The sequence below is a fragment of the Bradyrhizobium sp. OK095 genome (assembly GCF_900109945.1).
GTDB lineage: Bacteria > Pseudomonadota > Alphaproteobacteria > Rhizobiales > Xanthobacteraceae > Bradyrhizobium.
In genome coordinates, this window is record NZ_FOBX01000003.1 from 423,442 (window position 1) to 442,852 (window position 19,411).

Annotated in this window: 20 protein-coding genes; 6 read left to right on the plus strand and 14 right to left on the minus strand. The window is 64.3% G+C overall.

Going from position 1 to position 19,411, the window contains the following annotated elements; all coding sequences use genetic code 11:
* Positions 1–5: 5 nt before the first annotated feature.
* The 3 genes from purF to radA form a co-directional block, all read right to left on the minus strand.
* Entirely contained in the window at positions 6–1,511 is a 1,506-nt protein-coding gene (gene purF, locus BMW89_RS10945; RefSeq protein ID WP_092025687.1) for an amidophosphoribosyltransferase, read from the minus strand.
* Positions 1,512–1,539: 28 nt separating this feature from the next.
* Positions 1,540–2,169, minus strand: coding sequence for a CvpA family protein (locus tag BMW89_RS10950; RefSeq protein WP_092025690.1), 630 nt, complete (start codon positions 2,167–2,169; stop codon positions 1,540–1,542).
* A gap of 166 nt (positions 2,170–2,335) precedes the next feature.
* Positions 2,336–3,784, minus strand: coding sequence for a DNA repair protein RadA (gene radA, locus BMW89_RS10955; protein WP_092025692.1), 1,449 nt, complete (start codon positions 3,782–3,784; stop codon positions 2,336–2,338).
* A 205-nt stretch (positions 3,785–3,989) separates the two neighbouring features.
* On the opposite strand from radA, the gene BMW89_RS10960 reads away from it, so the two are divergent.
* Positions 3,990–5,147: an ABC transporter substrate-binding protein gene (locus BMW89_RS10960; RefSeq protein WP_092025695.1), complete on the plus strand. Its 1,158-nt coding sequence runs from the start codon at positions 3,990–3,992 to the stop codon at positions 5,145–5,147.
* A complete protein-coding gene (locus BMW89_RS10965; RefSeq protein ID WP_092025699.1) occupies positions 5,147–7,207 on the plus strand; it encodes a putative bifunctional diguanylate cyclase/phosphodiesterase in 2,061 nt (686 codons plus the stop codon). Before BMW89_RS10960 ends, BMW89_RS10965 begins: the two co-directional genes overlap by 1 nt.
* Positions 7,208–7,213: 6 nt before the next feature.
* Here BMW89_RS10965 and BMW89_RS10970 read toward each other — a convergent pair whose 3' ends face one another.
* The 8 genes from BMW89_RS10970 to BMW89_RS11005 all read right to left on the minus strand — a co-directional run bounded on the left by BMW89_RS10970 (position 7,214) and on the right by BMW89_RS11005 (position 13,162).
* Positions 7,214–7,939, minus strand: coding sequence for a sulfite exporter TauE/SafE family protein (locus BMW89_RS10970; protein WP_092026313.1), 726 nt, complete (start codon positions 7,937–7,939; stop codon positions 7,214–7,216).
* A 95-nt stretch (positions 7,940–8,034) separates the two neighbouring features.
* A complete protein-coding gene (rpiB, locus tag BMW89_RS10975) occupies positions 8,035–8,481 on the minus strand; it encodes a ribose 5-phosphate isomerase B (protein ID WP_092025701.1) in 447 nt (148 codons plus the stop codon).
* A 67-nt stretch (positions 8,482–8,548) separates the two neighbouring features.
* A complete protein-coding gene (locus BMW89_RS10980; RefSeq protein WP_092025703.1) occupies positions 8,549–9,343 on the minus strand; it encodes a transporter substrate-binding domain-containing protein in 795 nt (264 codons plus the stop codon).
* Positions 9,344–9,363: 20 nt separating this feature from the next.
* Entirely contained in the window at positions 9,364–10,119 is a 756-nt protein-coding gene (locus tag BMW89_RS10985; protein WP_092025706.1) for an amino acid ABC transporter ATP-binding protein, read from the minus strand.
* 1 nt (position 10,120) lies between these two features.
* On the minus strand, positions 10,121–10,789 hold the full coding sequence (locus tag BMW89_RS10990) for an amino acid ABC transporter permease (protein WP_177195961.1): 669 nt from the start codon (positions 10,787–10,789) through the stop codon (positions 10,121–10,123).
* Between the two features lie 7 nt (positions 10,790–10,796).
* On the minus strand, positions 10,797–11,480 hold the full coding sequence (locus BMW89_RS10995; RefSeq protein WP_092025714.1) for an amino acid ABC transporter permease: 684 nt from the start codon (positions 11,478–11,480) through the stop codon (positions 10,797–10,799).
* A gap of 10 nt (positions 11,481–11,490) precedes the next feature.
* Positions 11,491–12,390: an NAD(P)-dependent oxidoreductase gene (locus BMW89_RS11000; protein WP_092025717.1), complete on the minus strand. Its 900-nt coding sequence runs from the start codon at positions 12,388–12,390 to the stop codon at positions 11,491–11,493.
* 31 nt (positions 12,391–12,421) lie between these two features.
* On the minus strand, positions 12,422–13,162 hold the full coding sequence (locus tag BMW89_RS11005) for a FadR/GntR family transcriptional regulator (RefSeq protein ID WP_092025720.1): 741 nt from the start codon (positions 13,160–13,162) through the stop codon (positions 12,422–12,424).
* A gap of 180 nt (positions 13,163–13,342) precedes the next feature.
* Here BMW89_RS11005 and BMW89_RS11010 point away from each other — a divergent pair, with 180 nt between their 5' ends.
* The 3 genes from BMW89_RS11010 (at position 13,343) to BMW89_RS11020 (ending at position 15,019) form a co-directional block, all read left to right on the plus strand.
* Entirely contained in the window at positions 13,343–13,660 is a 318-nt protein-coding gene (locus BMW89_RS11010) for a hypothetical protein (protein ID WP_092025722.1), read from the plus strand.
* A 77-nt stretch (positions 13,661–13,737) separates the two neighbouring features.
* Entirely contained in the window at positions 13,738–14,106 is a 369-nt protein-coding gene (locus tag BMW89_RS11015) for a GFA family protein (protein WP_092025726.1), read from the plus strand.
* A 97-nt stretch (positions 14,107–14,203) separates the two neighbouring features.
* Positions 14,204–15,019 (plus strand): SGNH/GDSL hydrolase family protein, encoded by an 816-nt coding sequence (locus BMW89_RS11020; RefSeq protein WP_092025729.1) that lies wholly within the window; start codon positions 14,204–14,206, stop codon positions 15,017–15,019.
* A 1-nt stretch (position 15,020) separates the two neighbouring features.
* Here BMW89_RS11020 and BMW89_RS11025 read toward each other — a convergent pair whose 3' ends face one another.
* Positions 15,021–15,791, minus strand: a complete 771-nt coding sequence (locus BMW89_RS11025) for an exodeoxyribonuclease III (protein WP_092025732.1) — start codon at positions 15,789–15,791, stop codon at positions 15,021–15,023.
* Between the two features lie 41 nt (positions 15,792–15,832).
* Here BMW89_RS11025 and BMW89_RS11030 point away from each other — a divergent pair, with 41 nt between their 5' ends.
* A complete protein-coding gene (locus tag BMW89_RS11030) occupies positions 15,833–16,054 on the plus strand; it encodes a cysteine rich repeat-containing protein (RefSeq protein WP_092025735.1) in 222 nt (73 codons plus the stop codon).
* Positions 16,055–16,208: 154 nt separating this feature from the next.
* Here the strand turns inward: BMW89_RS11030 and alr are convergent, their stop codons facing one another.
* Positions 16,209–17,492 carry an alanine racemase gene (gene alr, locus BMW89_RS11035; RefSeq protein ID WP_092025738.1) on the minus strand — a complete coding sequence of 428 codons (1,284 nt, stop codon included), beginning with the start codon at positions 17,490–17,492 and terminating at the stop codon, positions 16,209–16,211.
* Between the two features lie 40 nt (positions 17,493–17,532).
* A complete protein-coding gene (locus BMW89_RS11040) occupies positions 17,533–19,041 on the minus strand; it encodes a replicative DNA helicase (protein WP_092025741.1) in 1,509 nt (502 codons plus the stop codon).
* Positions 19,042–19,411: the final 370 nt, after the last annotated feature.

Genomic DNA, 19,411 nt, shown 5'->3' on the forward strand with positions numbered 1-19,411 from the left:
TCGCGTCAGCTCGCTTCCGCCAGCAGCGACAATTGTCGCGGCTGCTGCTCGGTCTGGGTCTGGTCGGTGAGGTGGGTCGGATACGCCCCGGTGAAGCAATGATCCGAGAATTTCGGATTGGCGGGGTCGCGGCCGGGCTCGCCCATGCCGCGATACATGCCGTCGATTGACAGGAAGGCGAGCGAGTCGGCGCCGATGATCTCGCGCATCTCCTCCAGCGAATGCGTCGCCGCAAGAAGACCGCCGCGATCCGGCAGGTCGATGCCGTAATAGTCGGGATAGAGGATCGGCGGCGAGGCGAGGCGGAAGTGAACTTCCTTGGCACCGGCATCGCGCATCATGCGCACGATCTTCTTCGAGGTGGTGCCGCGCACCAGCGAGTCGTCGATCAGGATGATGCGCTTGCCTTCGATCGCGGCGCGGTTGGCCGAATGCTTCATTCGCACGCCGGACTCGCGGATCGCCTGCGTCGGCTGGATGAAGGTGCGGCCGACATAGTGGTTGCGGATGATGCCGAGCTCGAACGGAATGCCGGAATGCTGGCTGTAGCCGATCGCCGCGGGCACGCCGGAATCCGGCACCGGCACGACGACGTCGACCTCGACATGGCTCTCGCGGGCGAGCTGCGCGCCGAAATTTTTGCGCACCTCGTAGACCGAGCGGCCGTGAACGATTGAATCCGGACGGGAGAAGTAGATGTATTCGAAGATGCAGGGACGCGGCGCCATCGGCGGGAACGGCTTGTGGATGTCCTGGCCGTTCTCGTCGAACACAATGACTTCGCCGGGCTCGATGTCGCGGACGAAGCGTGCGCCGATGATGTCGAGCGCGCAGGTCTCCGAGGTCAGGATCGGGCAGCCGTCGAGGTCGCCGAGCACCAGCGGGCGGATGCCGCGCGGATCGCGCGCTCCGACCAGCTTCTTGTTGGTCAGCGAGACCAGCGCGTAGGCGCCTTCGATCTCGCGCAGTGCGTCGATGTAGCGCTCGATGAAGCGGCTGCGCCTGGAGCGCGCGACCAGATGCAGGATCACCTCGGTGTCGGTGGTCGACTGCATCATCGACCCGTTCTTCACGAGCTCGCGGCGCAGCGTCAGGCCGTTGGTGAGGTTGCCGTTGTGGGCGACCGCGAGGCCGCCGGCATTCAGCTCGGCAAACAGCGGCTGCACGTTACGCAGGATGGTCGCGCCGGTGGTGGCGTAGCGGACGTGGCCGACGGCCATATTGCCGGGCAGGCGGTCGATCACCTCGCGGCGGGAGAAGGTGTCGCCGACCAGGCCGAGGCGGCGTTCGGAATGGAAGCGGCTGCCGTCGTAGGAGACGATGCCGGCGGCTTCCTGGCCGCGATGCTGAAGGGCGTGAAGGCCGAGCGCCGTGATGGCGGCTGCGTCCGGGTGACCATAGATGCCGAAGACGCCGCATTCCTCGCGCAGCGTATCCCCCTCCAGATCGTCCTGTAGCTCGAGCGCGGCTGGGCCGAGATCAAATTGGGCGTCCTGGTCAGGGTATCGCATCTCGTCCGCGCCTCTCGTTAGGGCCAAATCAACGCGCCGCAGGTTTCTCGATCAGCTTTTTCAGGCCGTCACGAGCAGGTTTGCTGTAGCCGTCGCCAGTGCCCGAAGGCTGCTGGTCGGTATCAGCTTGATCATCATCTGGTTTGTTTTTCTTGAATCTCTTCAAGATGGTGTTCTCGGGGTCATCAGGCAAGAGGGCCATCAGCCAATCCCCGGTTCCCTGGAGCACCACGCGGGATTTGGCCCCCGCGACCCAGTCCGGGCGCTGCTTGTCCGGCACCAGCCAGGTGAAGAACAGGAACGCGACCACGACGATCAAAAGCCCGCGAGCGAGGCCAAACAGGAAGCCCAGGGTGCGATCCAGCGCGCCGATGCGCGAATCCAGGATCATGTCGGAGATCCGGACCGTGATCACGGAGACCACGACCAGGGTACCGATGAACACTCCCGCCACCACGACCACGCTCGCGACGGTGTCGTTGTTGAAATAGGTTTTTGCGGTCGGAAGCAGCTTCGAGAAGGAATACAGCGTCACGATCGCCGCGGCGCCCCAGGCCGCGATCGACAGGATTTCGCGCATGAAGCCGCGGACCATGGCGAGCAGGCCCGAGATCAGCATCACACCGAGCAGGATCAGGTCGAGGAGTGTTACTGGCATCGGCTGGTCTGGTCCGCTCGTACGTCGAAGGTGCTCAGCGAATCGGTGTTTGGCCGTGGCCCTAAGTGAGGGTCAGACGGCGTTCCCGGCAAGGCCGCAACCACGCAATCCCATGCTGCTTTTGTGACGGCTGTATAGCCGTGGAGGCCGGAAACGTCACCTCCACCTAACCCTCTCCACGGCGGAATCTTGCCGGTGTGGCATTTTTCTCCGCCGGTGGGCTCGGGTCGCCGCGTCGGGAGCCCTTGGCGGCGATCTCGGCGACCAATGTCGTGAGGCTGTTGACCGCGTTCAGGGTCAATCCGGCGTCGCCGCTGGCATCGCCGCCCCGTGCCGATTCGGGCAGCACAGCGCGCTTGAAGCCGAGCTTGACCGCTTCCTTGAGCCGCGCCGGGGTCTGCGCCACCGGCCGGATGACGCCGGAGAGCGAAATCTCGCCGAAATAGACGGCATCGGTAGGTAACTGCGCATTAACCAGGGATGACACCAGCGCGGCCGCTGCGGCCATATCGGCCGCCGGCTCGTGGATGCGCAGGCCGCCCGCGACGTTCAGATAGACGTCGTGGCCGGACAATTTCACGCCGCAATGGGCCTCCAGCACCGCCAGCACCATCGAGAGCCGGCTTTGATCCCAGCCGACCACAGCCCGGCGCGGGGTGCCGAGCGAGGTCGGGGCCACCAGTGCCTGCAATTCGACCAGAACGGGCCTTGTGCCCTCAATCCCTGCAAAGACGGCGGTGCCGGGTGTGCCGAGGTCACGCTCGGACAGGAACAGCTCGGAAGGATTGGTAACCTCGCGCAGGCCGAGGCCGGTCATCTCGAACACGCCGATCTCGTCCGTCGGACCGAAACGGTTCTTCACGGCGCGCAGGATGCGGAATTGCTGCGAGCCTTCGCCTTCGAAAGACAACACCGCATCGACCATATGCTCGACGACGCGGGGGCCGGCGATCTGGCCGTCCTTGGTGACGTGGCCGACCAGGATGATGGCGGCGCCCGTCTTCTTGGCAAACCGTATCAGCGCCTGCGCCGAGGCGCGCACCTGAGTGACGGTGCCGGGCGCCGATTCCACGGTGTCGGTCCACATGGTCTGGATCGAATCGATCACGATCAGCCGCGGCACCGCGCCTTCCGACAGCGTCGAGATGATGTCCTCGACCGAGGTCTCGGCCGCGAGCTGCACCGGCGCATCCGACAGCCCGAGCCGCTCGGCGCGCAGCCGCACCTGCGCGATCGCCTCTTCGCCGGAGATGTAGACGATGCGGTGGCCGGCGCGCGCCATCAGACTGGTGGCTTGAGTGAGCAGCGTCGATTTGCCGATGCCGGGATCGCCACCGACCAGCAGCACCGAGCCGCGGACGAAGCCGCCGCCGGTGACGCGGTCGAGCTCGGTCATGCCTGAGGACAGGCGCGGGGCGTCCTGGGTTTTTCCGGCCAGGCTCTCCAGCGCAAACGTGCGGCCCTTGCGCTTGGAGCGGATCGAGACCGGGACGCTGCCGGTCGCGTCCTCTTCGGCCAACGTATTCCACTCGCCGCAGGACTCGCACTTGCCCTGCCAGCGGTTATAGGCCGCGCCGCAGTTCTGGCAGACGAAGGAAAGCGTGTTCTTGGCCATGGGGACGGTTGAGTCGGAGGGCTTGAGGTCTGCTGATAGCACGGAATGGCGGGCCGTGAGGCCGATCACCCGCGCGCCAAATATCGCAATTCAATGCAACCGGTACACCCTTTGTTAGCTCTAGGCGGCCACGCCGCGCCGGACTTTGCCAAATGTTAGCGGACGCGGGTCCATTTTCGGAACCAATATCGGGTGGCGAAAAAAAATGACGGTCTTCTTGCGCATCTTGCTCGTTGTGGGCATGGCCTGCGGCGTGTTCACGCCGATCGGCGGCGCCGTCGCGTCCGATGCAAAGCCTCTCAACATCGTCTTCGTCAATCCCGGCAAGACCGGCGAGGTCTATTGGGACATGGTCGCGCAGACCATGCAGGCCGCCGCCCTTGAGCTCGATGCGCATGTCGAGGTGCTGACCAGCGAGCGCAATTACCGCATCATGCAGGAGCTCGGGCTCGGCGTGTTGGCGCGTTCCGACAAGCCCGATTTCCTCATTCTCTCGAACGAGGAGGCCGCCGCCGTTCCGGTCCTGGAAGCGGCCGAGGCTGCCGGGGTCAAGACGCTGCTGCTGTCGAACACCCTGATTGGCGAGGATGCGGCGCGTCTCGGACCGCCGCGCCAGAAGCTCAAGACCTGGCTCGGCGATATCACGACCGATCTCCAGACCGCCGGCGTGCGCATGGCCAACGCCCTGATCCGCACGGCGCGTGCCGAGAAATGGCAGAGCCCGGACGGCAAGATCCACATTCTCGGCATCGGTGGCGACGAGATCACGCCGGCCTCGATCGCCCGCAACGCCGGTCTCAAGCTTGCCGCAGACGCCGCGTCCGATGTCGTGGTGGACCGGATGCTGTTCGCCAACTGGACGCAGTCCGAGGCCGAGCAGGTCACGACGAATTATCTGAGTTGGGCCTCGCGCAAGGGGATCCGGCCGGCCGGCGTGTGGGCCGGCAACGATCCGATGGCGCTGGGAGCCATCAAGGCCATCTCGACGGCAGGCCTTGTGCCCGGCCAGGACATCCAGGTGGTCGGTCTCAACTGGTCGGAGGACGCCTTGCGTGCGATCAAGGCAGGCCGACTGCTTCTGACTGACGGCGGCCACTTTCTGCTCGGCGGCTGGTCGATCGTGCTGCTCCGCGACTATGCCGATGGTTGCGATTTCGCGGCGACTTCGCCCCATGTCGAGGTCAAGACGTCTGCGATCACCCGCGCAAACCTTGCATCCGTCAGTGACCTGATCAGGACCCGCGCCTTCGAGCGGATTGACTTCACGCGGTTCAGGGCGAGGGCGGGACGCTGCGGGCAATATGATTTCTCCATCAATGCGCTCATCTCGTCGCTGGCGCCTCTGGAAGGTACTGCTGACTGATGCGAAACGGCGACGACATGAGTAATCCGGACCGCAAGGCGGCGCCTTCACGCTCGCGCTCGGTGGTTCGTGCGATGATCTGGGCCACCGTGCCGGTGCTGCTGGTGGTGCAGTTGCTTGCCTCCGCCGGTGTCGAGGTCTCGAGCTTCTGGTCGCAGATCAAACAGCTCGACGCGCGCATTGCACGCGTTGCCGAGAGCCGTGCCGAGCTGATCGCCGAGCCGCTCTGGAAGATGCGCTACGACCAGGTCACGAGCGTGCTCAACGAGATCATGCACGACGAGACCATCGCCGCCGCGGCTGTCTATGACGACACAGGCGTTGCAATCGCCCGGGTGGTGGCGCGACCTGCGGATCAGGCGGTCTCGGAGGTTTCTCGTCCAATCGGCTACCGCAACGGCAACATCGCCGTTGAGGCCGGCCGCATCGTGATCGCCTATTCCTACGCGACGGTCTATGCCGACACGGGCAGCCAGCTGATGCTGCTTCTCGTCGTCGGCCTGCTCGCAACGCTTGCGACTGTCGTTGCCATGCGGATATCGGCCAACATCTTCATCGGCAGGCCGCTCGCCGCGATCACGTCGGCAATCCAGCGCAGCAAGCAGGACGGGCGCGCTTATCCGGCGGACATCAAATCGTCGAACGAATTCGGTCAGCTCGCGCAAGCCTTCAATGCCATGCAGCACACGACGTCGGGCGCGCTCGACCGGCTCGGGCACATGGCCTCGCACGATCCGCTCACCGGCCTGCCCAATCGCCGTTCGTTGTCCGAGCATTTGGTGACCTTGAGCCACGATGCCGGCTCGCCGGACTCGCTGATCGCCTTCTGCTTCATCGATCTCGACGATTTCAAGGGCATCAACGACACCTTTGGCCACGATTCCGGCGACAAGTTTCTGGTGCACATTTCCGAGCGCCTTCGCGCCGCGGTCGAGCCGCAGGACTGGGTCGCACGGCTCGGCGGCGACGAGTTCGTCGTCATCCGCCCCGAGGTCAGCAACGAGGCGACCGCGCAAGCATTCGCGCGCCAGCTGCTGGACGCCATTTCCGAACCGATCCGGCTGCACGACAAGCAGGTCGTGCCGCGCGCCAGCATCGGCCTTGCTGTGCGCCGCGCCGGCGATCCCGAATTGTCGCATCTGCCGGCGCTCGCCGACATCGCGCTCTACCATGCCAAGAGCAAGGCGCCGGGCACCGTGGCGGTGCTGGACGAAGCGCTCCAGCGCGACTATCGCCGCCGCCGGGATCTGGAACTCGCCATTCCCGCGGGCTTCACCGAGGGGCAGTTCGAGGTCTGGTATCAGAGCCAGGTCGATCTGGAGAGTCAGGCTGTCGTCGGCTTGGAGGCCCTCATTCGCTGGCGTCACCCCGAGCACGGGATCATCGGTCCCGGCGAATTCCTGCCGTTGATCGAGCGCAGCGGCAACAATGCGCGGCTGACGCGCTATGTGCTGACCGATGCCTGCCGTGCGCTGCAGCGCCTCATGGCCGCCGGCAAGCCGCAAATCCGGATCGCGATCAATCTGCCGCCGTCCGAGCTCGCCGACCATTCATTCGCCGCCGAGCTGCGTGCGACCTGTGCGCGCTTCGATGTCGCGCCTTCCTCGCTCGAGCTCGAGATCACCGAGGGCTCGCTGATCAACAACATCGCCAGCGCCTCCGAGACGCTACACCGCCTGCGGCGGCTGGGGGCCACGATCGCACTCGACGATTTCGGCACGGGCTACAGCTCGCTCGCGCACCTCAGGCGTTTCCCGCTGGACAAGGTCAAGATCGACAAGGCCTTCATCAGCGAGATCCCCGGCAGCGCGGAAGACAAGGCCATCGTCGGCGTCATCGCATCGCTCGCGGGTACGTTGGGGCTGACGCTCGTCGCGGAGGGCATCGAGCAGGCCGAGCAGGCCGAGGCCATGCGCGAGATGGGCGTGATGCTCGGGCAGGGCTTTCACTATCATCGACCGCAGCCGCTCGACGCCGTGCTGCAATGGCTCGAGACACAGGCGGCGCCCGAAAGCCGCGTCCTTGCCGACAGCCCGTCGATCGCGCCTGAATTCGCCTGAGCGCGGCTACGGCTGCGTCGCGTTCCAGAGCATGGAGAGCCCGGCCGCGATCATGATCGCGTCCATCACCAGGCGGAACATCTCCGGCTTCAGATGCAGCACGAACCGCTTGGCGATGAAGGCGCCCGACATCAGCGAGGAGCCTGCGACCAAGCCCTTGATGAAGACGTCCTGCGTCAGCGCGCCGAAACGTTCGAAAGTCACGGACTTCGCGAAATAGAGTCCGAGCGAGGAAGCGGCTTCGGTGGCGAGGAACGCGCCCTTGGACAGCCCGTAGAACAGGAACAGCGGCACACTGAGCGGACCGGTCGAGACCACGATGCCGGTGAGATAGCCGATGATCGCTCCGCCGATGGCGAGATGCCAGAGATTGGCCTTCAGGTCATGCCGGGCCAGCCAGTGCCGTACCGGCACCATCGCGATCAGGAAAATGCCGATGGCGAGATCGACGGCATGCGAGGGCAGCGCCAGCAGCGTGCGCGCGCCAAGGACTGCGGCCGGAATGCCCGTCACCGAATAGGCCGCGCAGGCCCGCCAGTCGACATCGCGCCACCAGGCGAGAATCCGCGAAAAATTCGCCATCACGGAGGCCACCGCCATGATCGGCACGGCCTCCTTTGGTCCATAGGCATAGACCAACACCGGCATCAGCATGATCGACGAGCCGGTGCCGACGATGCCTGAGACGGTGCCGGCGATCAGACCAATGATGAGGACGAAGAGAAAGGCCAAGATGCTCTCCACGAATCGGGAGAGTGTAGCCGTGACGGGCGCGGCGGGCGATCCGTTCTAGGCGAGGGAGCCCATCGCTTGGGACAGGCTTGCCCTCAGCCTTGCTCGTCCATGACGCGCAGCTTTTCCACGCGACGGCGGAAATCTTCATCCGTCGAGAATTCGGCGGAGAGATAAGACGAGACCAGATCCACGGCGAGCCAGGCGCCGACGATCTGGGCGCCGATGCACATGACGTTGACGTCGTCGTGCTCGACGCTCTGATGGGCGGAATGGATGTCGTGGCAGACCGCGGCTCGGATGCCCTTCATCTTGTTGGCGGCGATCGAGGCACCGACGCCGGTACCGCACACCATGATGCCGCGCGCGGCTTGGCCCGACGTCACCTTCTGCGCCACCGCGCGGGCGATGTCGGGGAAGTCCACCGGCTTGTCGTCATGGGAGCCGACATCGACGATGTCGTGGCCGAGGCTGCGGATGTGGTCGATGACGGTCTGCTTGAGCGGCCAGCCGGCGTGGTCGGATCCGATGACGAGACGCATGTGATGTCCTTCTTGATTTGCATGGGCCGTGACGGCCGGAATGCGGCCGTCACGGCTTTTTCTGATCTTAGCTACGCATGTCCGCCGGCAGATCGACGCCGTGGAATTTCTTGTAGATCGCGTTGAGCTTGCCGTTCTTGACGTTCTCGGTGATCCAGGCGTTGAGCTTGTCCATCAGGCGCTGCTCGCCTTTCTTCAGGCCGATGGCGAGATCGAAGGTCGCCAGCGGAATTTTGGATTCGAAGATGCGGGCCGGATTCTTGACGCCGATCTGGTTGATGATCGTCGCGGAAGTTCCGACGCAATCGACCTGGCCGGAGACGGCGGCCGTCACTTCCGTGGCGTCGTCGTCATAGCGGGCGATCTTCAGGTCCTTGTCCTTCATGTTCGACAGGGTGGTGTCCTGCGTGGTGCCGCGCGAGACGCCGATCGTCTTGTCCTTCAGGTCGGGCCAGTCCTTGACGTTGAGCGACTTCAGGCAGCCGACGTCGGATTGCAGCGTTGCATAGCGCTTGGTGAAGTCGATCACCTTGGCGCGCTCGGCCGTCACCGACAGGGTCGATATGATGATGTCGGCCTTGCCGGTCAGGACGTTGGGGATGCGGGTCGCGCCGGTGGTCTGGATGAATTCGAGCTCGAGGCCCCAATCCTTGGCGAGCAGTTGGGCGACTTCGACGTCCGAGCCGGTCGGCTTCATGCTGGAATCCATCATGCCAGAGGGCGGGATGGCGACGTCCGTTGAAATGCGGATTTTCTTGGCTTGCATGATGTCGTCGAGCAAATCGGCAGAAGCTGGCGTGGCTGATATCATGATGAGGCCGCATAGCGCGGCGGCAGCTCCAAGCAGTTTCTTGTTTGTCATCCTTGGTTCTCCTCTCCCTGTTATGATTTTAAGTTTCCGGTGCCGACGAACTGCGTCAGCTCCGGCGTCGTCGGCGTCGTCAGGATCGAGGCGGGTCCGGTCTCGTGGACCTTGCCGCGATGCATGAAGACGATGCGATCAGCGATGCCCTTGGCAAAACCCATCTCGTGGGTGACCATCACCATGGTCATGCCATCCGCCGCGAGTTGCTCGATCACCTTGAGCACCTCGGCGGTGAGCTCAGGGTCGAGCGCGGACGTGACCTCGTCGAACAGCATCACCTTCGGCTGCATCGCGAGCGAGCGGGCGATCGCCGCGCGCTGCTGCTGGCCGCCGGAGAGCTGCTCGGGATAAGCGTGCAGCTTCTCTTCGAGCCCGACCTGCGCCAGCACTTTTCGCGCGAGGTCCTTCGCCTGCGAGGCGGCCAGGCCTTTCACCGCGCAGGGCGCGAGCGTGATGTTCTGCTCGATCGTGAGATGCGGAAACAGATTATAGCTCTGGAACACGATGCCGACGTCCTGGCGCAGCGCGCGCAGATCGACGTCAGGACGGTCGACGCGGTGACCGCAGACAACGATCTCGCCGCCGTCGACTTTCTCGAAGCGGTCGATGCAACGCAGTGCTGTGCTCTTCCCGGAGCCGGAGCGGCCAATGAGGGCGAGCACTTCGCCGCGCTCGACGGCAAAGGAGACGCCGTCGAGCACAAGGAGCGGGCCAAAGCTCTTCTGCACGTCGCGGAGCGACACGATCGGTTCGGAGGAGGGGGGTTGCTGCATGTCAGGCTGGCGCGAGGTTGGATCTGCCACGCCCCATCCGCCGTTCCAGCTTCTGGCTGAACAGGGAGAGCGGATAGCACATGGCGAAATAGGTGACGGCGATGATGGCGTAGATGGCGAACGGCTCGAACAGCGAGTTGTTGACGATCTGGCCCGAGCGCATCAGCTCGACGAAGCCGACCACGGAGGCGAGCGATGTGTTCTTGACGATCTGCACCATGAAGCCGACGGTCGGCGGCGTCGCGATGCGGATCGCCTGCGGCAGGATCACCTTCATCATGCGCTGGATCCGGCTCAGCGCCAGGCCTTCTGCGGCTTCCCATTGCGGCTTCGGCACCGACTGGATGCAGCCGCGCCAGATCTCGCCGAGATAGGCGGCGACATAGAGCGTGAGCGAGGCGCCGGCGGCCGTGAGCGAGGAGACCTTGAGGCCGATCGCGGCGAGGCCGAAATAGCCGAGGAACAGAATGACGAGCAGCGGCGTGCCCTGGATCAGCTGGACATAGACGGCGCTGGCGATCCGCACGGATTTAAGCGGCGATATCCTCGCCAGCGCGATCGCGAAGCCGACGATGCCGCCGCCGATCAGCGCGATCACGGATAGACCGATGGTCCACAGTGCGCCCTGGCCGAGGAACATCAGATGGTTGATGTTGAGATGTCCGCCCATGGTCATCTCACAACGGCGTGCCGAGCCGGCGACGGCGCGGAAACAGCACCAAGCCGAGGCCCCAGAAGCCCGCGCGCATCACCAGCGACAGGATGATGTAGAGCACGGCGACGATGATGTAGGTCTCGAACGCGCGGTAAGTATCCGACTGGATGTAGTTGGCGACCGCGGTGAGTTCTTCCGCCGAAATCTGCGAGCAGACCGAGGACGCCAGCATCAGCAGCACGAACTGGCTGGTCAGCGCCGGATAGACCCTCTCGATCGCCGGCAGCAAAATGATGTGCCAGTAGATCTGCAGGCGCGACAGCGCCAACCCTTCGGCGGCCTCGATCTGTCCGCGCGGGATCGCCTCGAAACCGGCGCGCATGATCTCGGCGGTGTAGGCGCCGACATTGATTGTCAGTGCGGCCACCGCCACGGTGAAGGCCGAGAATTTCAGGCCGAGGCTGGCGAGGCCGAAATAGACCAGGAAGATCTGCACCAGCAGCGGCGTGTTGCGGATGGCCTCGACATAGATCTTGCAGGCGCCTGCGATCAGCGAATTGTGCGCGCCGCGTCCAACCGCGGCAAGCGTGCCGAGGACCGCACCGCAGACCGTCGAAAAGGCCGCCAACTCCAACGTCAGCGCAGCGCCGGCCAGGAAATGCGGCCAACGCTCCAGCACTGCGGGAAAGTCGAGTTGGAGGCTCATCGTATCAGGGTCAGCCGGTGGTCTGGTTGGTCATGCGGTCATAGACGCGGAACAGCGCCTGGTTGCCGTTGTTGCCTTCGCCGTGTGCGCGGGCGTCGACATACTGGCTGGTGACGAGGGCGGTGCCGGGCAGCGGCACGCTCAGCGCCTGCGCGTGCTCTTGCACGAGGCGAAGGTCCTTGAGCTGCAGATCGATCCGGAAGCCGGCGGAGGCGTCGCCCGCGATCATCGCGGGGCCGAGCTTGTCGAGCATCCAGGAGGCGGCGGAGCCGCCGAGCAGCACGCGGCGCAGCAGATCGAGATCGAGGCCCGAGGCGCGTCCGAGCGCGAGCGCCTCGCAGATGGCCTGGATGTTGATGCCGCAGATCAGCTGATTGCAGAGTTTGACGGTCTGGCCGGCACCGGACGCGCCAACATGGGTGATGGTCGTCCCCATCGCGCGGAAGAACGGCTCGGCCTGCGCGAAGGCTGCCGCATCGCCGCCGGCCATAATCGAGAGTGCGGCATTCTTGGCGCCAACGGGCCCACCCGAGACCGGTGCATCGATAAAGCTGACTCCGATTTTTTGCAGGTCGGCATGGATGCGGCGGACCGCGACCGGCGAGATCGTGCTCATGTCGACGACGAGCTTGCCGGATGGCGGCGACTTCAGCAGGCCGTGCTCGCCGTAAATGGTTGCCTCGACATGGGGCGTGTCGGGCAGCATGGTGATGACGATGTCGGCGCCTTGCGCGGCATCGGCAGGACTTTTGGCGCGTACCGCGCCTTCCTTGACGATGCCAGCCACGACGGCTTCGTTGAGATCGAACGCGTGCACCGTGTGCCCGGCTTTGAGAAGGTTGCGCACCATCTCCAGGCCCATCGTGCCGATGCCGATGAAGCCGACACTGCCCTTGTCGTTCCGTCCCATGTTGTCAGTCCGTTTCTTGATTGGCCTGCGATCAGCCTGAGGCGCTGGTCTTGTCGATGTCGCCGACGACGGCGCGCCTGCGGTATTCGTCGCCGATGGCAAAATGCTTGCGCAGCGTCGCATCCGCCCGTTCCGGATCGCGTGCGATGATCGCGTCGAAGATGCGCCGGTGGTCGTCGATCAGATACGTCTTCATCGACGGGAAGGCCTGCACCAGCTCGCGGCGGCTGCGATGCGAATGCGTCAGCAGGCCCGCCATCGAACCATGCAGGACCGTCAGCGTCTCCGAGTGCGATGCCGTCACGATGGAGCGATGGAATTCGAAGTCGGCCATGCCACCGGCATCCGCCTCGTCGATCGTCTCGCCGATCTTGGCGAGCGTGCGCTGCAGGCGCTCGAAATCGGCAATGTTGGCGCGCTCGCAGGCGAGGCGGATCGCCTGACATTCGATCGCGACGCGCGCCTGCATGACGTCATCGAGCATGTCGGCCTGCTGGGCGAGCGCAAAGGTGAAGAAGTCGTTCAGCACCGAGACGTCCGGCCGGGTCACGACAGTGCCGATGCGGTCGCGGATCTCGACGATGCCGAGCACAGTGAGGGCGCGCAGCGCCTCTCGGACGATCGGCCTGCTGACGCCGAGCAGGGTTGCGAGCTCGCGCTCGGAAATCAGGCGATCGCCGGGCTTGAGCGAGCCTGCAAGCAGGCGCTCGCGCAAGAAGGCGAACACCTTCTCGAACCCTTTTTCGCCTTCGGCGGCCCGCTTCAGTTCCATCCCGGTCTCTTGTTGGTCTGATCTTGGTCAGACCAGTAGGCTAACCAGAGCGGCCGCGTCAAGGGCCCTGGTTAATGGCCGATGTCGCAGGCGTCGCCAATCCGACCGGTTCCCCGGCCGGATACTTAGAATTTGAAGCTTATTGATCGGAGCGTTCGCCTAGAGAATTTGAGGTCTGCGATGCCCGATCATCATTCCTTCTCCGCGCTCGACCGCTATGCGGTGCTCAGCGGATCCGACAACGGCTTTCCCTGGTTTGCCGGCGCGATGCTCGCGGTTGAAGCGAGCGAAGTGGTGCGGCTGCGCTGCGAGAAGCTCAGCCATGGTGATGAGGCTGCCGGGTTGGAGGCCGTGCTGATGGTGAGCGAGAAGATCGCTGCGGCATTCGAGGCAACCGCGAGCCTGCTCGCCGGCGCGACGCCGGCGGCCGTCGTCCAGCGCTATCGCGAGCATGTCGCGGCGAATGCCAAGCGGCTGTCCACGAACGAAACTCCCTGACGAAGCTTTCGCTGCTGACAGCATGTTGGCAGCAGGGCCGGGCTACGACCATCTCCTGACAAAACGGGGAGCGGGTTATGCCGATCGAGGCAAGCTGTCATTGCGGTGAAACGGTATTCGAGGTGACGGAGGCGCCGTCGGGTGTGACGCGCTGCACCTGTTCGCTCTGCGCCAAGCGCGGCGCGCTGTGGGCCTATTACACGCCGTCACAGTTTCGCCTGCTGTCGCCCGCCGACAACGTCGCGACCTATCGCTGGGGCAGCCGCACGGTCAAACACCATTTTTGCGCGAACTGTGGCTGTGGCACCTATTCGGAGTCGCCGGACTGGTCGACCGGCAAGCCCGATTTCGACAATCCCAGGGTTGGCGTCAACGCGCGCTTGTTCGACGATTTCGATCTCGAGGCCGTGCCGGTGAACATGATCGACGGCAAGAATTTGTGGTGAGCACTTTGGGCGCACGCATAGCTGCTGCACGTCCGTGCTCTTGAGGCCTTTTTGAAAAGCTGATTTGTTCCGCCTCTAGAAAAAGGGGAGGAAGCCGATGACGCGTCTTTTTGCGCGAGTGATGCTCGCAATGTGTCTGGCCGTTGCAGCCGGCTTCAATGCACAGGCGCAGACCAGGCCGAAAGTTATCTCGCTCGGACCTGACTTCCCTAAGGCCGCGCTGTTCGTCGGTAACAGCTTTTTCTACTACAACAACGGCATGCCCGGGCATCTCTCGTTCATGGAGCGGGCCGCGGATGCCGACAACAAGGCGGCGTATCGCAACACCATGGCCACGATCGGCGGCTCCGGCCTCGACTGGCACGACATGGACAATCTGCTGCGGCCGGGCGGCATCGGTGCTTATTCCTTCGACGACCAGAACGTCGTCGTCTTCAACAAGCCGGGCAGGCAGTTCGATGCCGTCGTGATGATGGATTGCAGCCAGTGCCCGATCCATCCGCAGTTGAAGGATGCGTTCACGACCTACGCGAAGAAGGACAGCGAGATCGTTCGCACCCACGGCATGCGGCCGGTGTTTTTTATGTCCTGGGCCTATGCCGACAAGCCGGAAATGACGGAAGGATTGGCCGAGGCCTACACGATCGCGGGCAATGCCAACGATGCGCTGGTGATTCCCGCAGGTCTCGCGTTTGCACGCGTGCGCAAGCTGCAGCCGGAGCTCAATCTCTATGCGCCGGACAAGCGGCATCCGAGCCCCGCGGGAACGTATCTGGCAACCTGCGTGACGCTGGCTGCGCTGACGGGACGCTCGCCGGTCGGCAATTCCTACACGACAGGGCTGGACCCGGAGACGACGCAGCTTCTGCAAAAGGCAGCGTGGGACACGGTGCAGGACTATTACGGGCGCTGACCTATCGGAGCACCACCCATGCCGGCGCATGATCACTCGCGCCATCCTCGCCGCGAACCTTCTTATCGACGCCGGCTTTTGCCAGCCGCGAGACGAGGGCAGGGCTCAGCAGCAGATGATCGAGCCGCAAGCCCGCATCGCGCGGCCAGCGGTTTCGCTTGTAATCCCAGAACGTGTAGATGCGTTTCTCGGGATGCAACTCGCGGATCGCATCGCACCAGCCTTGTTCGACCAGCGAGGCGAAAGCCGCGCGGCTCTTCGGCTGGATCAACGCATCCTTGTCCCATGAACGCGTTGGATAAATGTCCACCTCCGTTGGCGCGACGTTGTAATCGCCGGCGAGCACGACGGGCAGATCCTGCTTGATGAAGGTTTTGGCGTGGCGCTTGAGCCGCGCGAACCAGTCGAGCTTGGCGTCGAATTTCGGCCCCGGCTGCGGATTGCCGTTTGGCAGGTAGATGCTGGTGACGATGACACCGCGCACCGCGGCCTCGATGTAGCGGGCTTCGAGATCGCCCGGTTTTCCCGGCAAGCGATCACGGGTGAGAATGGGGTCAGTGTTGCGGGCGAGGATGGCGACGCCGTTCCAGGTCTTTTGTCCGCGCCAGACTGCGCCGTAGCCGGCCTTTTCGATCGCGGCTGCCGGAAATTCGCCATCACTTGCCTTCAATTCCTGAAGCGCGACGACATCGGGTTTTGCCGCCTTCATCCATGCCAACAGATTGGGCAGGCGGCGGTTGATGTTGTTGATGTTGAATGTCGCAATCTTCATGTAGAGCTACCGGCCTCTCACCTTCCGTCACCGGAGATACAATGTCCAAGTTGAACTTTGCTGCTTTCGTCGTCGTTGCCGCGATCTCCGGAGCGGCTTCGGCACAATCGTCCGATCCGCGCGGTGCTTGCAAGGCGGACTATGACAAATTCTGCGCCGGCATCGCGCCCGGTGGCGGCAAGATCATCGCCTGCCTCGACGCCAAGCGCGATCAGCTCAGCGCGTCCTGCAAGACGGCGCTGGACGGCCGGAAGAAGAAGTAAGCGACCGCTCTCGTGTCCCGGACGCGGCGCAGCGTACAACGCTGCTCCGCAGAGCCGAGACCCATCTCTCCACGAAAACTGGGCCCCGGCTCTGCAGTGCACTACGCCGCGAAGCGCGGCGCATTGCGCTGCGTCCGGGGCACGAGAGCGTTGACTAGGACGGCAGCGGTGGCGGAGCCGCTGGCTGCTCGATCGGCGGCGGGGAGGGCGGCTGCTCGGCCGCTTGCGCGGGCTCCGGCTTGGCCAGCGGCTCCACCACATTGCCGCCCTTGTAGATTCGGGCGTAGCGGTGGCCGAGGCTGGTCAGCACCTCATAGCCGATCGTGCCGAAATGATGCGCGAGCTCGTCGACGGTGATGCCCTCGCCAATCAGCGTCACCATGTGGCCGCGTCGCGCCGCGTTCGGCGGCAGATCGGTGATGTCGATCGCGATCAGGTCCATCGAGACGCGGCCCGCGACCGGGCAGCGCTTGCCCGCGACGATCACCTCGGCGCCGCGGGTGCCGTCGTTCGAGCTGGCGGCGCGGAAATAGCCGTCGGCATAGCCGACCGCGATGATTGCGAGTTTCGTCGGCCGCCGCGCGGTCCAGGTGCCGCCATAGCCGACGCTCTCGCCGCGCTCGATGGTGCGGATCTGCACGATCCGCGCCTTGAGGTCGACCACCGGCTGCATCGGATTGTCGGCCTCCGGCGTCGGGTTGACGCCGTAGAGCGCAGCGCCCGGCCGCACCAGGTCGAACACGAAGGGCGCGCCGAGGAAAATTCCCGAGGAGTTGGCGAGCGCCGCCGGCACGCCGGAGAATTCGCTGGCGATGCCGCGGAAGGACGCGAGCTGCTTTGCGTTGATCTGGCTGTTGAGCTGCTCGGCCGAGACCAGATGGCTCATCACCAGCGTGATGCCGTGATCGCCGGCATTGATGCGGGGGATGATGGCCTGCGTTTCCGATAAAGTCAGTCCGAGCCGGTTCATGCCGGTGTCGATATGGATCGCGGCGCCCCCGGACCAGCCGGTGCGGCGGCAGAACACGTCCCATTCGGCGAGCTCGTTGAGATCGCCGATCACCGGCCGGCAGTTGATCTTGGCGTAGTGCTCGCCGGTGTTCTGGAAATAGCCGCCGAGCACGTAGATCGCGGCGTCCGGCACGGCACCGCGGACGTTGCGGGCTTCCTCGATGGTGGCGACGAAGAAGGTCTTGCAGCCGGCCTTGTTCAGGGCCCGCGCGACCTGCGCGGCGCCGCAGCCATAGGCATCGGCCTTGATCACCGCCGAGCACTCGGCCGGCACGGCGGTTTTCTCGAGCTTGCGCCAATTGGCGATGATGGCGTCGAGATCGACGGTGAGCACGCCGCCGAAGGCAGCGAGCGCGGCAGCCTGATTGGCCTCCGTGGAGAGAAGGCCGGATTGCGGGATCATGTTTGGGTCGGACGCCATTGTCATGGCGTCGTTTTACGCAAGAGGCAGGTCCGGTTCAAGGAACTCAGTAGTCGTTGTTGCTGCGAGCCGGCATCTGAGTGTCAGGCGCGAGGTCGCTGAACCGCGTGACCGAGGCTTCGAACGCCAAATCGACGGTGCCTGTCGGGCCGTGACGCTGCTTGCCGATGATGACTTCGGCCTTGCCGAACGCAAGGTCCATGTCCAGGCGCCATTTCTCGTGTTCGGGCGTGCCCGGGCGTGGTTCCTTCATCGCGAGGTAGTATTCCTCGCGGTAAACGAACAGCACGACGTCGGCGTCCTGCTCGATTGATCCGGATTCACGCAAGTCGGAGAGCTGCGGCCGCTTGTCCTCGCGGGATTCGACCTGACGCGAGAGCTGCGAGAGCGCGATCACGGGGACGTTGAGCTCCTTCGCCAGCGCCTTCAGGCTGGTCGTGATCTCCGTGATTTCCTGCACCCGATTGTCGCTCCGCTTGCCTGAGCCGGAGAGCAGCTGGATGTAGTCGATCACGAGCAGATCGAGGCCCTTCTGTCGCTTCAGCCGGCGCGCACGCGCCATCAGCTGCGCGATCGACAGGCCGCCGGTCGCGTCGACATAGAAGGGCAGCGATTGCAGCTCGATCGAGACCTCCCGGATCTTGTCGAAATCGGCTTCCGTGATGCCGCCGCGACGGATGTGGGAGGAGGAAATGCCGGTGCGCTCTGACACGATACGGGTGGCGAGCTGGTCGGCCGACATTTCGCAGGAGAAGAAGCCGATCACGCCGCCATTGGCGGCCTTCATGGTGCCGTCGGCCTGGAGCTCGGCGACATAGGCCTTGGCGACATTGTAGGCGATGTTGGTCGCCAGCGACGTCTTGCCCATGCCGGGACGTCCGGCCACGATGATGAGGTCGGAGTGTTGCAGGCCGCCCATCTTGTTGTCGAGGTCACGCATGCCCGTGGAGATGCCGGACAGCTTTCCATCGCGCTGGAACGCCTTTGCAGCGAGATCGACCGCGACCGCCAACGCCTGCGAGAATTTTTGGAAGCCGCCGTCATAACGGCCGGACTCGGCGAGCTCGTAGAGCCGCCGCTCGGCGTCCTCGATCTGCGCCCGCGGCGCGAAGTCGACCGGCGCGTCATAGGCGACGTTGACCATGTCTTCGCCGATGCCGATGAGATCGCGACGCAGCGCCAGATCATAGACAGTGCGCCCATAGTCCTGGGCGTTGATGATGGTGGTCGCCTCAGCCGCGAGGCGCGCCAGATATTGCCCGATGGTCATGCCGCCGACGTCGGTATCGGCGGGGAGGAACGTCTTCAGCGTCACGGGCGTAGCGATCTTGCCCATTCGGATCAGGCTGCCGGCGGTCTCGTAGATGGTCTGGTGCAGCGGCTCGAAATAGTGCTTCGGCTCCAGGAAGTCGGAGACGCGATAGAAGGCGTCGTTGTTGACCAGGATCGCGCCCAGAAGGCTCTGTTCCGCCTCGATATTATGCGGCGCGCTCCGATAGGCGGGAGTTCCGGCTTCGGGCGCGAGTTTGAGGACGTTCGAATCAGTCAGGGCCATGGTCGAGCGATAGCAATTTTCTGGGGCGGATGCGGGGCCGGGATAAAGCGCCGCCTCGGCTCAAAGCGGAAGCGAAAGCTCGCTGCTATCAACTGATCTTAAAAGCGGTGGATGATTAGCAGCCGCAGCACGCGCCGTGCTTGACGGATTTTTACGGAACTCGCGCGGCCCAGAAGTGGCCGCGACCGCGCCGTGGAAAAATCCTGAAACCGTGAACCTAATGAATTGGCGCGAAGACGTATCGGAGAGCGTGCAAAATAGCACGCGCCGGGAGCTTTCGGCTCGCCTTCAGACCAGCAGGAGGTAGACCAGCGCAACCAGGGCCGCTCCGACGCCGGTGGCGATCAGGGCGTAATCGGTGCGGAGGTCG